Origin of the sequence: Flavobacterium cerinum (genome assembly GCF_004028155.1) — a bacterium.
In the GTDB taxonomy this organism is placed as follows: Bacteria; Bacteroidota; Bacteroidia; order Flavobacteriales; family Flavobacteriaceae; genus Flavobacterium; species Flavobacterium cerinum.
In genome coordinates this window covers 14733-31229 of sequence record NZ_SBII01000002.1, presented here as the reverse complement: position 1 = coordinate 31229, position 16497 = coordinate 14733, and the positions used below count along the sequence as shown (strand labels likewise).

At 33.1% G+C, this 16497-nt stretch carries 12 protein-coding genes and 2 tRNA genes; 3 read left to right on the top strand and 11 right to left on the bottom strand.

The window, feature by feature from the left end; genetic code table 11:
* Positions 1-140 precede the first annotated feature (140 nt).
* A complete protein-coding gene (locus EPI11_RS03045; RefSeq protein ID WP_128388487.1) occupies positions 141-1277 on the top strand; it encodes a DNA cytosine methyltransferase in 1137 nt (378 codons plus the stop codon).
* Here EPI11_RS03045 and EPI11_RS03040 read toward each other — a convergent pair whose 3' ends face one another.
* From EPI11_RS03040 to EPI11_RS03005, 8 genes are read right to left on the bottom strand one after another with little or no spacing between them, the layout of a single operon-like run.
* Positions 1278-3320, bottom strand: coding sequence for an AIPR family protein (locus EPI11_RS03040; protein WP_128388486.1), 2043 nt, complete (start codon positions 3318-3320; stop codon positions 1278-1280).
* Positions 3321-3331: 11 nt separating this feature from the next.
* Entirely contained in the window at positions 3332-4291 is a 960-nt protein-coding gene (locus EPI11_RS03035) for a PD-(D/E)XK motif protein (RefSeq protein WP_128388485.1), read from the bottom strand.
* Positions 4269-6920, bottom strand: coding sequence for a Z1 domain-containing protein (locus EPI11_RS03030; RefSeq protein ID WP_128388484.1), 2652 nt, complete (start codon positions 6918-6920; stop codon positions 4269-4271). The genes EPI11_RS03035 and EPI11_RS03030 overlap by 23 nt, the downstream gene beginning before the upstream one ends.
* Before the next feature lie 3 nt (positions 6921-6923).
* Positions 6924-8327, bottom strand: a complete 1404-nt coding sequence (locus EPI11_RS03025; RefSeq protein ID WP_128388483.1) for an ATP-binding protein — start codon at positions 8325-8327, stop codon at positions 6924-6926.
* Between the two features lie 14 nt (positions 8328-8341).
* Positions 8342-8764, bottom strand: a complete 423-nt coding sequence (locus tag EPI11_RS03020) for a very short patch repair endonuclease (protein WP_128388482.1) — start codon at positions 8762-8764, stop codon at positions 8342-8344.
* 44 nt (positions 8765-8808) lie between these two features.
* Positions 8809-9867 (bottom strand): hypothetical protein, encoded by a 1059-nt coding sequence (locus EPI11_RS03015; RefSeq protein WP_128388481.1) that lies wholly within the window; start codon positions 9865-9867, stop codon positions 8809-8811.
* Positions 9864-11672, bottom strand: coding sequence for an ORC-CDC6 family AAA ATPase (locus tag EPI11_RS03010; RefSeq protein WP_128388480.1), 1809 nt, complete (start codon positions 11670-11672; stop codon positions 9864-9866). The genes EPI11_RS03015 and EPI11_RS03010 overlap by 4 nt, the downstream gene beginning before the upstream one ends.
* Entirely contained in the window at positions 11656-12726 is a 1071-nt protein-coding gene (locus EPI11_RS03005; protein ID WP_128388479.1) for an HD domain-containing protein, read from the bottom strand. The genes EPI11_RS03010 and EPI11_RS03005 overlap by 17 nt, the downstream gene beginning before the upstream one ends.
* 568 nt (positions 12727-13294) lie before the next feature.
* On the opposite strand from EPI11_RS03005, the gene EPI11_RS03000 reads away from it, so the two are divergent.
* The gene (locus tag EPI11_RS03000; RefSeq protein ID WP_128388478.1) at positions 13295-13552 is read left to right on the top strand and encodes a helix-turn-helix domain-containing protein; all 258 of its coding nucleotides are present in this window, start codon (positions 13295-13297) and stop codon (positions 13550-13552) included.
* A gap of 7 nt (positions 13553-13559) precedes the next feature.
* Here EPI11_RS03000 and EPI11_RS02995 read toward each other — a convergent pair whose 3' ends face one another.
* The gene (locus EPI11_RS02995) at positions 13560-13805 is read right to left on the bottom strand and encodes a hypothetical protein (protein WP_128388477.1); all 246 of its coding nucleotides are present in this window, start codon (positions 13803-13805) and stop codon (positions 13560-13562) included.
* A gap of 457 nt (positions 13806-14262) precedes the next feature.
* Between EPI11_RS02995 and EPI11_RS02990 the strand changes: the two genes are divergently transcribed.
* A complete protein-coding gene (locus EPI11_RS02990; protein ID WP_128388476.1) occupies positions 14263-15780 on the top strand; it encodes a recombinase family protein in 1518 nt (505 codons plus the stop codon).
* A 369-nt stretch (positions 15781-16149) separates the two neighbouring features.
* Here EPI11_RS02990 and EPI11_RS02980 read toward each other — a convergent pair.
* Positions 16150-16224 (bottom strand) — tRNA-Val (locus tag EPI11_RS02980).
* A gap of 113 nt (positions 16225-16337) precedes the next feature.
* Positions 16338-16412, bottom strand: a tRNA-Val gene (locus EPI11_RS02975).
* Positions 16413-16497: the final 85 nt, after the last annotated feature.

The window sequence follows — 16497 nt, the reverse complement described above, 5'->3', positions numbered from 1 at the left end:
TAAAAATATTCTTGTAGTATAAATAAATTTTGTTTATAATAAAAACTACATTTGCAAAAAAGCGTTTTAAAAGAGTTTTTTATTAACGCTTAAATTAATGAATTCGAATTAAAATTTTCGTAGTTTAATATTTTTTGCTTATGGATCAGCCCGAAATAGTTAATGTTATAGAAGAAATATCAATTGAAAGAGTTAATAATTTTGATGCAATTGACATTTTTTGTGGCGCTGGAGGTCTCAGCCTTGGAGCTGAAAGAGCTGGATTAAATATAGCTATGGCTGTTGAAAAAGATGTATTTGCTTCGGAAACTTTTCTGCATAATCATCCTTTAGCAAAAATTGTATGTGATGATATTTGTGATATAAATCCACTAAATTATGTATCACCTAATCCATTTATTGTATTTGGGGGACCACCATGTCAAGGCTTTTCAACTTCAAACACCAAAACAAGATCACTAGAAAATACAAATAATTATCTTTTTCACGAGTTCCTACGTTTCGTAAATGAATTGCAGCCATCATGGTTTTTATTTGAAAATGTAGAAGGAATTACTTCATTTGATGAGGGTAATACTGTAAAAGAAATTAAACGTCTTTTTGGAGAGTTAGGTTATATTACTACTGAAAAGGTTTTATACGCTTCTGATTATGGAGTGCCTCAACATAGAAATCGTTTCATAATGGTTGGTAATAGATTAGGCATCGATTTTTCATTTCCTGAAAAGCTTGACTATAAAATTTCTGTAAAAGAAGCAATATCCGACTTGCCAAAATTAAAAAATGGTCAAGCAACTTATGAACTGCCATACTCAAAAAAGTTAGACAAATGTAGTGAATATGCAAAGCTTATGAGGCAGAGTTCAGGTAAATCGCTACAAAACTTTGTTTCGATGAATAAAGACTATGTTATAGAGAGATATAAATACATTGGTCAGGGTCAAAATTGGAAAGCTATTCCAGATAGTTTAATGCAAAACTATAAAGATAAAAACAACTGTCACAGCGGAATTTACAAGAGATTAAATGCTAAATTGCCATCTGTAGTTATTTCAAATTATCGAAAAAATATGCTTATTCATCCAACTCAGGATAGAGGTCTATCAGTACGTGAAGCCGCAAGGTTACAAAGCTTTCCTGATAATTTTGTTTTCAAAGGTTCATTGACACATATACAGCAGCAAATTGGTAATGCTGTTCCTCCATTATTAGCTGAAGTAATTTTCAAGGCTATAAAGTTACAACATGAACAGGCAAATGCCGTCAACTTAGAATAATCAAATAAGTTTTACACCTTCACCTTCTGCTGTCTTTTTTAAACTGTATAAAATTGCTGACTGCTTTTCTGATGGTAATGCAATCTCTCCATTCGCCATCTTGAGTAGTATATCCGTATGCATGCTAGATAATTTTAATGCAGACTTGTCTTCTGAATAGTATGTATTAAGTTTTTTCCAAGCCTGGAGTGGAGTGCCCAAAACTTCAATTTGCTTTTCAATTCCTGTATCTACAACTTTTGCTTTCTTTTCTTCCTTTTCAATATATTTGATTTCTTGACTATCTACAAATAATGAATGATCAATATTTTCAAATTTAATTTTAATTTCTTTTACGCTTTCCCAGCACTTCACATTTTTCGTCCATTGGCTAATATTTGCATATCCTGCTGGTGGCGACGTTATTTTATGATATATTTTTTCTGCAATAGTGTCAAGCATATCAATAAGACTTTCAGGAAGGGCTTGGCGTTCCCAAATATTATTAAAATTAAGATTTAAAGCCATTTCATGTAACATTGCTGAGAAGTATGCAATGGTGTAAGTTACTGTCTGAGCTCTAAAACCGCCATCATACCATAAGGATTTAGTAATTAGCTTTTCCACTGTACGAAACATGATAATTTTTGCTATGGCATCTCTAAAATAAGATTGTGTAATCGCTAAATTATCATTTTCTAATACTTCACTTATATTATCTGCAAACTTTTTAAAGCTATCTTGCGCGCCTTTAGAAACTATATCAGGCTTTTGATTCCATGAGTTTTCTGCTTTTGACAGCAATGTTTTATCTATTAATTGGTGTTTTGGATTTTCTAAAAGAAATTTTCTTTTATCAAATGCGGAAAGATATGCCTGGTTATTGAGATATTCCCCTCTTACTCTTTCATAATACCAATGTGTTCTCCTTTGTGATCCTTCTGTAGCCGGGGCAAAAATTCTCGTTGAATAATCTTTCATATCCTTGTGGAATGGGCTATTTGAAAAGAAATCGGAGTTATTTATTTTGTTTTGAGTGTTAGCATATTCAGCTACTTTAGATACAAATTCATCCTGTCTGCCAACATCTTTAACTACTGATAATTTCATTTGTACAGAAACATTAGAAACATCAATTTTAGAAACCTTACTAGCCGAGTAAATTGCCGAGGTAGTTTGTCCTCCGTTTACAATTTGAAAATTTTTAATTAAGCTAATGTTCGAATTTTCTCCAAATTCAACGGAAGAAGCGGTCGCAGTTATACCATTGTTATATGCAAAAAACATTTCAGGTGCTGTCTCTATAGTATTTCGCAAACCTCTATTCACTCCGCCGCGAAATTGAAGAAACGTCCTGACATTTTGCTCAAAAAGCTTTTGACCGAACTCTTCATAAATTGCGACTAACATATTCCCACTAACTACAGCTAAATACGATTCATAAGAATCACTTTTCTGATTAATTTTAAGGTATGGCAAATCAACTTGAACTTCAAATTCGCCTATTCCGGTTGCCGTAGAATAAATTTTATGAAGATATTCTATATCAACAATTCTAAATTCGACTGGAATATTTAAAAATACCTCAGAAGAAATATCTGTTAATGTTCTTGTTACGCGACCGTCAGTCAGTAACATAAACCTTACTTTTAAGATTAGGTTTTTATCATAATATTTTTTTACATTATACGCCATAGAATAAGCATCAGATGTTTCTTCCATGTATGAATGAAAACCTTCAAAACATTTTTTGAGAAAAGATTTCATTCTGGTAAATTTAGAATCCAGTTGCGTTCTCGTCAATGTTTGAATTTCATCATCTTGAAAATATTGATGATTCAAAATCGTGAGCACTCCTCTTTCGTCATCGAAATCATATCCGAATGCTTCAGTACCCTTTTTCACATAGTCTGCATAGGTATAATTTTTGGTTAAATCACCTATCGAAACGAGATCCTCACAAACAGTTTCAAAAAATGACTGAGGTCGTAACAGAGTCCTACTTTCTGCATCACTTAAGATAGATTGTGTAAAATACTGATGGAATTCTTCAAGAGTAACCATTCACTTATAATTTATATGATATCATTTAATATAATTTCAAACCTAGTGCATAATTGAAGGTCGATAGTGTAATTGACAGAGATTATTTCGGAAGGAGTTAAATGTGGCAATATCCGTGGGAAATCATTTTCTACAATAAATCCTCGAATGCCGTCAATAACAAATTTATACATGGTTTCATAAGTCATTCCGGGCATGTATCCAAATTCAATTAACTTCTGCTCAAATGAATGAATCATATCTACAGATTCCTCCGACAGAATCAAATCCAATTCATTTATTAGATCTGCGATTGATTTACCATTTTCAGCCTCAGTTAGTCCGTATGCAATTAAGTATAATGGCTTACTTTCTGAAAATAATTGATGGGTTGAAGATACAGTAACTTGTGGGCCTCTACTGGTTTTGTATGACTTAATCTCTACAGATAATTCAGGCAAAGAAAAATCCTGTCTATCCGCTTCAGGCCCTCCCCAAGACGTTAATGCTGCTGATACTCCTTTACGTGGCATCAGCATATCTTTTAAAAACATCAACTCCGCAAACAAACCCATTTGCATTATTAGTGATAATGAAACCTCAGTATTTTGCATCAAGAAAACTTGCCAGCGCTTTAGTCTGTTCTCGACTGCAACTACCATTTTCTCATTATTAATGTGCGTAGCGCATACTGAAATAATGTCATTACATACTGAAAGAAAAAGTTCCCAATCATTTTGTCTGTTCAGAATCAAAAACAATTCTCCAGCATTTCCGTGGTTTCGTTTTACTACTGAAATTCCTCGTAGTCTGATATCAATTTCAATATTTTTAAACTCTTCGGAAGTCTTCAGATAGAAGCCATAATTGCCATCTTGGTCAATCATCCAAAATAAGTCATGATTCATTTCAGAATCAATTCTTCTAATCGAATCAGGTTTCATATTTAACCAAGGGTTAACTAATTTATCAGTCATCACTTTCATTTTCATCTTCTATATCTTTAAGAAGATTATTATAATATACTGTATTTATCTTAAGTGTAATTGTTTCCGTATCACTCAATACATCACCCGGAAAACTCGCTCCAAACGCTGCGAGCGCATTGTTTTTAATTAATGGTATTTCAGTATTTTGCTGTATAATATGCAGCATTAGGAGAGGGCGCTTCATTAATTTTCGTGCATCATTTCTTTTGGTGCCGACTTGCTTTCTTTCAGAGCCTTCTAAAGAAATCGATTCTGAATTTCCCGATGAAACTTGCCTATTTTGCAATTCATACGTATTGTCAGTTTTAGGTTTTATTTTTCTTATTTCTTTTTGCATTGAAATGTTTGATGAAATCTCAAACGGATCACCTAATCCGCTATATAACGCTATATCCCACGACACCTCTCGGTCTTCACAATATTTTTTTATAAAACTTATCGGCATCCTTGCAGTTAATCCTAATGGATCGTTTTGGAATGTAATAAAAGTATTTAAGAAATTTAATATTATTTTTCGATCAATATTTTTCCATAAAAAATGATTATTAATTTTATCATGCTCATTAGGCAGACTGGAAACTAAATGTTTCACCGTATTAATATTTTTCTGAATTTCATCAGGTTTGGAACTTAATACACTTGTTTCCTTTGCCTTGCCATCTAATCTCATGGAATAATTAAATTCTCGAACATTTTTTTGCTTATTACGCGCGGTTATCTGCAAAGCGCTATTTGGATTTTGTCTGATTGCAAGTCCAAATTTTTCAGGTGTCATATTGTTATCGGCCATTAGCTTAAAGTCTTCCATCAAGTCCTCAGTTGCATTAATAATTTCTGCAAAATCTTCAATTTTGTTTTGAGGCATGTATATTTTACACAAATCTTCATATCCCGATCTATAGCCAAACCACCTTCCCATCTGCATCAATGTATCATAAAAGACGGTGTTTCTTAAAAAATAGCTTACGCTAAGTCCTTCTAGCGTAAATCCTCGGGCAAGGCTGGTACCACCAATAACTATTGCATTTGTTGCTATGTCTTTTCTATATTCCAGCGGTACCGTTGTTTTTTGATGCACTTCACGAACCAGTATTGGTCCTATTTGATTCGTCAGCATACCTATAATTTCTTCCCAGGAAAATTCATTTTGATTGTAGTATTTGGAGTATGTGTCTGATAAGTCTTGGATAAGTTCACTTTGATTTTTAGCATCTGTTAGCATTCCAAAAGCAATAACATCATCTTGAATATTTTCAAGATAGGTCGTTATTGCTGCGGCAATTTTTTGATGAATCGCAGTAAATCGTGTCGCATGCACAAGCATACTATTGTGATTTAATCCGTAACCTCTTAAATTTCTAACAACGACATTTAATAGAAATACTTGGATAGCCTCTTTTAGACTATTTGGTAGTGATAACACTTCAAAGTCTTTTTTATGGTTGGTTGGCAAATCTTCTTCATTGTCTGTAACTTCTATAAGATGTTTTCCGTCAGTGTCCAGGAAAATCTTTCTGGCGCCAAAATAATTTGTTGGAGCATCGAGCGCATAGATAAAGTCTTTCGGAAATAAGTCACGGCCAACATTTTCATTTTCCGCCTCATGATCAATAAAAATATTGGCGTAAGGTGTTGCAGTATATGCAACATATGCACTTCGTGAAAATAAGCTCAATAATTTCCTGATTCCACCATTAATTGCGGTTGGGTCTTCTTCCTCTTTTGTGTTAACAGAAGCATAGTCAGATTCGTCATCTATTACAAGCATCGCATGATCTGCAACCTTGTTCTTATATTGTTTCTCAAGCCAGCTTATTACACTTTTTAAGGTAGATGTATTTTTTTTGATAACTATTAACACCGGAACATTTATACTTTCAAAATTTACTCCCTGCGATGCTCTGTCTGCATCATGTCTATTAAAATCACGCAACACCGTGGTCAGGCTGTATGGCGTGAAGTTTTTATCGGTATCACCTTTGCCCGCACCAACTTGAACACCATTTGTTTGTCCTACAAATGCTTCATTCAAACGCTCTTGCGTTTGATTCCTCAAGTTGTTCATGCCGCCTGCAATTACTACAATAAATTTATAACCTGCGTCTGCAGCCTTACAAACCAAACCAGAATAATTTCCAGTTTTTCCAGATTGGACATGACCTACAACCATCCCATATCTAGAAAAATTTGCCACTACTGGATTTTCTACATTATTCATTACAATATCTGTATCTGTATCAAGTGCTCTAACAACATCAGCAGGCAAAAAAGACGAAATGTAATTTTTATATCTGTCCCAATAATATTTTTTATTTAATTGTTTCTCAACCCCTGTCCACCATGTACTATCACGCTCTTGTTGCTCCTCTCCCTGGATTAAAACCCCAGCTTCCATTTTAACGTCAAAATGTGTTTCGAGTTCTCGTATAATTCTTTGCCAATCTTCGTCATCTAGTTCTGTAAGGGAATCGATAGCAATAATTTTTGCAAACATTTCGTAGCCGATTCCTGCGATTACAGATTTGGTGTTGTTTACTTCTTCTTCTATTTTATTTTCGGGCAATATTCCGTCAATTCTCTTGAGGTTATGGAAAATGTGATTTTTTATAGCTAGGTAACCTGTTGTACTCATGATTTATAAAATTTCTTGTCTATTTCTGAAAATTTCTGTTTTTAATAATTCTTGCTTGTATTCTTCATTTATCCCAGACTCTCTAAGCATTAAAAGTAATTTGTTAATATCATCCTCTGTCAAAGCATCTTCTTGTTTGATAGAATGTGGGTCGGTTTGCAGCTTGGCTTGAATAGCATCCAAAGGCAAATAGGCCTGAAGTCCATTTAAATAATATTTCAGTTTTTCCTTTTGATAATCATCAAGGCTAGAAATTAGAGTTGTAAATAAGGGATGTTCTTGATTTATTGCAAAGCGAAAATGATCTTTAACTGGAAATGTTTCCCAAAATTGAGTAATCGTTTTATCCTCAATTTTCTTTCCACGGGCTGAAAAAGGTCTTGCCCCTTTATCTATGACTTGGGTAATAATTCGTCTTAAATCTGATTTTATATTCTCAGCGGGTCTTGCCATCGATTTTTTAATGTCAATTCCCCAATGAGAATCCATAGAATTAGGAATTTCAATTCTTACTCTTATAAGTTTATGTATATCGACCGCTTTATGAAGTCCCCACCAGGTTCCATAGATGATAATTCTGTTTTCTCTGTATAAATAGAACCCTTGTGACTTTACATACCCTTCTTCAGTGGCATAAAGTTCATATTCTTGTTGTGAAATTTTTGAGTGATGTGGAAGTATAAAAGGTTGAATTGTGACACTTGAATCGTAAATATTTATCTTTTCAGAAGTGATTTGTTGTGTGGCTGGATGATTTATGTTAAATGGATTAAATGCCTTTACAGGATTATTATTTACAAGGATATTTAATTTTTTTAATGGAGCCTGACCTTCTAAAAATTTATGAAAAACTAATGAAAGATGCTTTCTTAATTTGTCAATCATCTCGGCAAAATTGGAAGTGGGTATTTTATCAATTCCTTCCCATACTACCAATGTACCATGCTCTAATTTCTCAAAATCATCATAAAGTGGGAAATCTGTATAATCAGAAGGGGTAATTAATAACCACTCATTTTTAGAAGAAATATAATTCAAATCCCATTGTCTTGATGAAACAGTTCCACTATTTTTAGAAATAACTGTAAGTTTTTTACACTGAGAAAATGATGCTGTTTTAAGACCGAGCCCAAACCTGCCTAAATCATTTTTAGCACGGATGTCACTTGGACTAGTACTTGCAAGCCTCATAGCCTCAATTAAAGCACTTTCTGACATACCTCTGCCATTATCTAGTATTGCAAAATATATATCGGGTTTAGTCACCGCATATATTTTTACTTCTGAACTTTCTGCTGTTATACTATTATCAATTAAGTCTGCAACTGCAACCTCTGTCGAGTACCCAATTTCCCGAAGTGAATCAATAAAATGCCCAACGTTAGGACGTACAGTTTCAGTTTTCATTTATCAAAAGTGAATTAGAACTTTTTTGATTTATCATTATATAACTTTTCAATTTCCTCAATAACATTTGAAATATTATTAAGCACTTCTTTAGACCAGAATCTTACAACTGTCCATCCTTCATGTGTTAAAGTGTCATTTACTAGCCTGTCACGATTCATGTTACGAATTATTTTATTTTCCCAATATTCAGCATTCGAAATTGGCTTTTTTTTTGTTAAGAAATCCTTACCATGAAAGAATTCAGAATCTACAAAAATTGCGATTTTAATTTTTTTAAATGTAAAATCCGGTTTTCCAAAAACCTTTTTATTATTCTTTCTATATCGATAACCCAAATGCCATAATCCTTTTCCCAATTTTATTTCAGCTTCTGTTCCGGTAGACTTTATTGCTGCCATATTTTTAGAGCGCTGTTCTAAGCTATGTCTATCCATACTATTATCAATCAAACATGGTCAGCATTAATAGCCAGTAAATTCTACTTAGAATTTCTACTTAGATTTTTCGGTTGCACTTTGGGAACAACTGACTTTACGGGTCTTTTCTTTAATCCTGACTTTATTTTTACTATATGTACAAGAAATTCGGTCACATCGTAAACCAAAAAGAAATTCGTTGACGATAACTGCTTAGATATATTATATTGATTAGCAGAAGCATAACTCACCTGAATGTTTTCATATAAAATAGCACTTAGAGCTACAGCAATAGTGGAGGTTTTGTTATTTAAAGGTGAAATTACAATGTTATATTCATCTTTGAATTCGTCATTTATCTTCTTTAAAATATTAATTGTTGTCCGGATATCGACACATGAAAATTCGATTTCTTTTTTTAATATACTATTAAATTTTGATTTTATTTTCTCGTATTTTTCATCGGCTAATGACTTTAAACCCGCATTTATAGAACCTTTAAGTGAAGGATTACCAAGAACGAGTGCATTAGGTTCGAATGAATCAATAATAGTTTCCGTTCTTTCATCTTCGAAGCCATTCAATACAATTAATAAAAGTTTTTTTGATGGTGTCATTAAGCCTGAATATCCAAAAACTGGACGAATTTCTCTGACTCCTTTTGTTAACCATAATTTTTCATTCTCACAATAGTTGTCAACTGGAGTATGTACAAATTTTAATTGCAACTTATTTTGGAATAGATCATTCGTTAATACCTTGATTAGGATTAATAAAATCTCACGCGAAAAAGCAGTTACATCAACTACAACAGAAATTTTTTGTTTATTTATATTACTGATTTTCTTAGTTATCTCCTCAAATAAAATATTGTATGTAGCATAAGAATCATTTTTCGGATATTCGACAATATTTTTAATATCAAGTTTAGAAACTATTTCAGATTTATTTTTGCCAGCTATAATATAATTATCATCTAAATGGAATAAAATAGAATTTTTGATTTTTGATCTATTAAGGCAATTGCTCAATTCTTTAGATCTGTTTTCGAATCCTGATGATAGAAGTAAAAGATCAATTATTCCAAGACTTATAGCGATATTTTCTTTTTTTACTTTCATAACGATTCTAATTCAGATTTATCGAATAAAGTTAGTGTGGATTCTGCAATTTCTGCATCAAAATTTCTAGAAGTTTCGTTAATAAATCTTGTTGGATTTGTTAAGCTTATTTTTAATTGTTCACTGTTCATAAACCTATAGCCTTTAAATCCTGTAGGATCTAATTTAAAATAAGGGGCTAGAGTTCTGCTTAGGATGTACAGTTTGTTTCTTCCAGTCCCTTGTTTATTGCCAATTGTACTTTTATGCAAATACCCATATTGAACAGCTAATTCTAAAATTTCATTTAATTCTTTGTCAGGTAAATTATTTAAGGCGACAGAGAAAACAACTCTTTCGCTTTTATTAGACATAAATATTTTTTTAAATATTCCACCAAGGCCTTGTATTAGATTGTATAACTTATCCGCTTTGCTAAATCGCTCACCAGACGAAATATCCCCATATTCCTCATGAATTTTGACAAATTCTTCTTCTAAAAATCTTCTCGAATATTCATTTATAACCCGATTTTGAATTGTATCAGAAATAAATTCTGAGTTATGATCTTCATTGTATCCATATGAAAACATATTAGAAGCTGGCTCTAAAAAGTGTCTTATTATACCTGAAGATATTGAAACTAAATTGTCAAAGCCAGCATAGCTATAAGTAGCTGAATTGCCAGAGATTGATTTAAAATATTCTGAAGTTGCATATCTTCTTGATGCGTCTCCACCCGCGTAAGTTCTGTCATCATCCTTAAACTGTAATTTAATTTGACTCTTTAATGCTTCAATTTTCTCTTGTTGTTCTTTATCAACGGGGAAAAATGACTCAGATAGTATATCCTTGCCTAAAAACTTTTTAATCCTTTTTTTTACCATTTCATCCACTCGTTTGTAATAATTGTTTTGAGGAGTTGTATAAATATCTGCAATGTTTACCTCAGAATAATCATGTGGAGAATCAATAGTTTTATTGGCTACCGTTTTAAAGCTTTTATAGTCCAACTGGGTTGAAATTTTAAGGCTCAATTCTCCAGAGGTTCTATATGATACCCAAGTATTCAGTATTTGAGTTTGTGTTAGATTTAAATAACCAGCATCATCAATCAGTAGATAAATAGGTTTATCTTGAGGCATAAAGGATAGCTTTTTGATATCTTTTAACAAGGGATAAAGAAAATCTAGATAATTGCACAATGCACCGTTATAAAAACTGTCGCTATTTGGATTTATTGCTAGATTGACCCAGTATTTTTTACACTCGATAAAAGCTCGATCCATGATTTTCATCATTTGGGAAAAATAACTTTTTGTAGTTTCTAGCTGTAAATCTTTGAATGGTTTTATATCGAAACCAGCTAAATCAAGGTACCATAGAAAGGAATCATTATAAAGAACTTTGACTTCATCTTTATATGATACCAAATCATCCTCTAGCTCTGATAACTCACTAAAACATTTCGATGCTACATAGCTTGTTAACAGATGTTCGTTTACAAATACATTTGCATCATTTTTGAAACGTTCAAATTCTTTAATATTAATATCTGTCAGCTTTATAGGAACATACAGAGAAAAGTACTCCAAATCCCGCATTTCCTTATACTTTGTAATTTGATCGGCTTCCTTAATGATTCTTTGACAGTTAGGCATCATATAACGAAACATCATACTCTTTCCGGATCCTCTGGGACCGTTTAAAAAAGTATGACCAATTTTCGGGACTTGATAAAAATCAGAAAATACATCAACAAACAAGTCATGCAAAATTTCTGCCGATATACCTTCAGGAGTAATTACTTCAAACGGATTTTTCATGTTTCTCATTTTTTGATTTTTTTATAAAGTCTGCGATGTATTTGCCATCAAGTTTTATTCCTTGATCTGTTAAGCCCTCACAATTTTTGTAAATGTCGCTATGTTCAAGTGTTGGATAACCATTTTCTTTAAGTTCATAGCCAATAGGGGACATAAAAGCCCCGTGATTCTCATCTTTCAAGAAATTAATTTTTACTTTCACCTTAGTAAATCTACAAGGCTGTGGCAAAAAACGTGCGCAGTACAATGATTCTAAAAGGGTTTTTTGTGTCCTTTCATAAACTTCATTTATTAAATACTGCGATTTAACACCTTTTGAGTTTTTTTTCGAAAATGGTTTTTGAAGATATTTATCGGTGAGATAAAAATTGAGAGTGATTTCGTTACCATCCATACTTACACTATTCAAACTTGCAGAATATAAATGAAAAATAATACTGGTCTTCTCAATAGCTCCAATTTGCAACAAAAAGTTTTGAGCCCTAGTTTCATCTTCTGCTAATTCGTCGCCTAATCGTAATAAAGCTGCTAAGAATTGCGGTCGTACATTTTCATGTGATAAGTTTAATACTTGATCCAATTTCCCAATCGGGTCTTCTTTTCCGCCATGTGCTTGGGCAATATTCCCAATAATCGCTTTTTCTGCGGTACTTAATAGATTACCACTATCAAATTTTGCAAGTAATAATTTGCCAGCTTTTGCATGATCAGCCCTGCTGGCAATTAAATGTCCTGTATCGTGAAGATTTATGGCCATTAATAAGATAAATAGCTCATAAGGAGAAATGTGAAATTTCCCTTTTTCATGTTTAAATGTTGGATTGCTCCGTTCAATAATACGAGAAACCCTTTCAATTACCATCTTTATATGGTCAATACCGTGGTCATTGTAATATCCCTCTTTTTCTATTTCAAGGATTTTTGTTTTAACTTCTGGATGAACCTCCGTATCAAATTTTGCTTTGAGTGCCTCATAAATTACGACATAATCCTTATTATGAGGAAATACGGTCTTCTTTCCTTTAAATTTAAAAAATTCTGTTTCAATATTCACAGTAGAGAATTTACGTTATGAAAATATTTTTACTTGATGAATTGTCAAGATTTTATCTTGTTAATTAACAAAGTGTGCACCATTTTTGTTTTGCCTAAGTAATCAAAAGAAGCTAATATTACCATTTTTTAAGACACAAAACTTATTGTAATGGTGTGAAATTGAAGTATAAAAGGCAAATTACAAAGCTCATTGAAAATTATTATTTTATGGGTAATAGTCTGATGTATTTAATTTCATTTTTTTTACTTTGTTTAGGTACGTGTAATTTAATAAATTATATTATATTTTGGTGTTTTATTCGATAAAATGATAGAAGTTCAGATTAAATCTTTACTGTTTGAATATTTTTTTATAAAAGCATACATAATAAAAAAAGATTTTTAAAAAATGCGATTAGGTCATCTTCGAGATTTTAATTGAATACTCCTGCATTCTAAAATTTAAAAGGCTCAACTAAGTGGTGATATTTTTACTTGTTATAATCGTTCCCAATATACTCCTGTCGTGATTAAAACTCTTGAAACTATATAGTTTTGTGTTATAACAATCTAAAAAATAAATTATTATGGTAATTGATCTTATAACCCGTGAAGATTTAAACGAATTCAGAACTCTTCTTTTGAATGATTTAAAACAACTCATTCAACCTCGATCTCAACAGGCAAAGCAATGGCTAAAATCTTATGAAGTCCGAAAATTGCTGAATATTTCTGCCGGCACTTTGCAAAATTTACGGATTAATGGCACGCTCGCGTATACTAAAATTGGCGGTCTTATGTATTACAAATATTCAGACATTGAAAAAGTCATGAATGGTAAATAGTAACTAATTAAAAAACGACTTTGGAGTTTTTTACTGCTCCCTGTTGCTCTGCTGTAATTTCAGAATTGCCTATGAGATTCTGAGAAAGTTTAAAAGCTTCATCATAAAGAGCAAATTCGGTTAGAATTTTTATCTTCATGACATCCAACTCATTTCTTTCTGCATTATCAAAGCGCTCCCTGTTTTTGTTATTGCTGGCTAAGGCTTTCTTGAAATCGGAATAGATTATTTTCTGGTCAAGATCCTGCTTCAACGATTGAAAAGAATTTTGACCAGACAAAAAAATTGTATACAAATCAGAAAAAGGCTAAAATAAATTCTCACCGTTTAAAGATGATTGGATGAAATTCATATTTAATCTATTAAATAGAGGATTGTTTTGTAATCCAAATATAGGAGCTTCACCTAATCTATTCACTAGAAATGTTATGAATTATTCATTGTTTGTTCTGAATTTGTCAGGAAGATAAAATTTCCGTTCTGTCACATCTGGTAATAACTTTTATCTTTAGAATTTTAAACCTATCAAATATTTAAAGACCTCGGAGTTTTTGACAATTGTAACTACAACAAAAAGAAAGGGCTGTTGAGTAATCAGGTAAATAAGCTAATTAAAAGAATCATATTAAAAGGTCAATAATCCCATAAGCACAATCATTAATTTCATCAAACTTGGTAATTTAACATGGAAATTATCAAATTTGAATATTATGAAATCAGCGTATTTATATGTCAGGGTAAGTACTGATGAGCAGAAGAGAAAAGGCTATTCCCTTCCTGAGCAGGAAGATAGGTTGTTAAGGTACTGCGAGCAGAACCAAATTGCAGTCAGGGGTATATTCAGGGAGGATTTTTCAGCCAAGGATTTTAATCGGCCAGAGTGGAAGAAAATTATCAATACATTAAAGAAGAACAAGAAAAGCCCTCCAGATAGCATACTGTTTATAAAATGGGATCGATTCAGCAGAAACATTGAATATGCCTACCAGATGCTGGGGATATTGAGAGGACTTAACACTAAAGCTATGGCAATCGATCAGCCAATTGATTTTGATGTACCCGAAAGTATAGTGATGCTTGCGGTTTACCTCTCAATACCGGAAGCAGAGAACAGCAGGAGGGGCAGGAATACTTCGGATGGCATGCGAAGATCCCGAAAAATGGGAAGGTGGCCCGGAAAGGCCCCGATGGGATATAGTAACCAGTCAACACAAGAAGGAAGGAAGATTATAGTGCCGAAGTTCCCGGAGGCAGATTTAATTAGATGGGCCTTTGAACAGTTTGCAAAGGGAACATTTTCCATTAGGCAAGTTAGGACAATGGCATGTCAAAAAGGGCTTCAATGCAGCAATAACAATTTTTGGAAGATACTGCGAAACCCCATTTATTGTGGAATAATAACGGTCCCAGCCACGAAAGATGAAGAAATCCAATTTATAAAGGCTATACATGAACCAATCATATCCGAAGACCTCTTCAGGAAAGTCGAAATACTGCTTACGAGCAGGCGTAAACAGAAAGAAGCAAAATTTTGCAGAAAGCTTTTATTCCCCCTGAGGGGATTTACAGACTGCCCATTCTGCGGATGTAGGTTTACAGGTAGTATATCACAGGGAAAATTGTCAAAATATAGGTATTACCATTGCTCTACTTCAAGATGCAAGGGCAGATATAGGGCTGACATTTTGGAGGCCTTGTATGAAGGCCAGTTAAAGAGAATAACCCTTTCGCCGTCTGTATACGAGCTTTTCAGTTTGGTACTTGAAGATGAAAATATCTTCTCTGCCAGAAGGCAATGCCTGGATGAAAAAAAAGCTGTCCTCACTGAGATTTCTCAATTTGAGGAGTTGATATCAAAAGCCAGAAGGCACTTGCTTGCCGAGAAAATAGACTTTGAGGATTTCAGGTCTATCAAAAAGGAGTATAATGAAAATATTCATAATCTGAATAGCAGATTGCAACATCTCCTACAGAAACTGAATGGGTATGATTCCAGCAATAAAAGTGTTTGGTCAGATAGCGGGATCAATATTTTCCAGTGCTACAGCGCACAGGACTTTGTAGGCAAAAGGCACATTGCGAGCCTGTTTTCTCCTTCGTCAATAAACATACAAAGGAGGGATTTTAACCCGTTGCAAATCGATCGGGCTATTAAAAAGATAGTAATTTGTAATGCCATAGATTCAGATGTAAAACAAGCTAATTCTCAAGTTTATGCAAAAGAGTAATGATAGAATTGTGAAGCCTTTTTCAAGCAGAAAGGTTTCTGTCGAGAAGGCCATAAAATTATTAAGACAAAGAGGTATAAAAGTTAATGAAGACGAGGCGGTTATTATTTTGGATTTTCTATATCTCTTGGCCTGTTCTTTCAAGAAAGATGATACAGCAGGCGGATGAGGTGAATGAATGGTCAGGGAGATTTTGAACATGCAACACTTATATGCAGTGAGATTTGATGCTAAAATATTTTAGTAAGCAGAAATTCAAAAAAAAATCGAACACTTTTTAAAGTAGATACTATTGGATTTAACTTGTTGTATATCAACATATTGAATTTATAAAAAAAGGAGACGTCCAAATTTGGACGTCTCCTTAAGTGGGCGATGAGGGATTCGAACCCCCGACCCTCTGGGTGTAAACCAGATGCTCTGAACCAACTGAGCTAATCGCCCTTATTTTTATAACTTAAGGTTGTTATTGTTTTTAATTCGAGATCACTCTCATTTCAAAAACCTAAAGTAGGATAAAAAAAAGCCTCCGTTAAAACTGAAGCTTTTTAATGTTGTGGGCGATGAGGGATTCGAACCCCCGACCCTCTGGGTGTAAACCAGATGCTCTGAACCAACTGAGCTAATCGCCCTACTTTAGTAACTCAGACTGCTATTGCATTCCTTATTACTGGTGCAAATATAGGTCTCTTTTTGTTATCTGCAAACATAATTTAA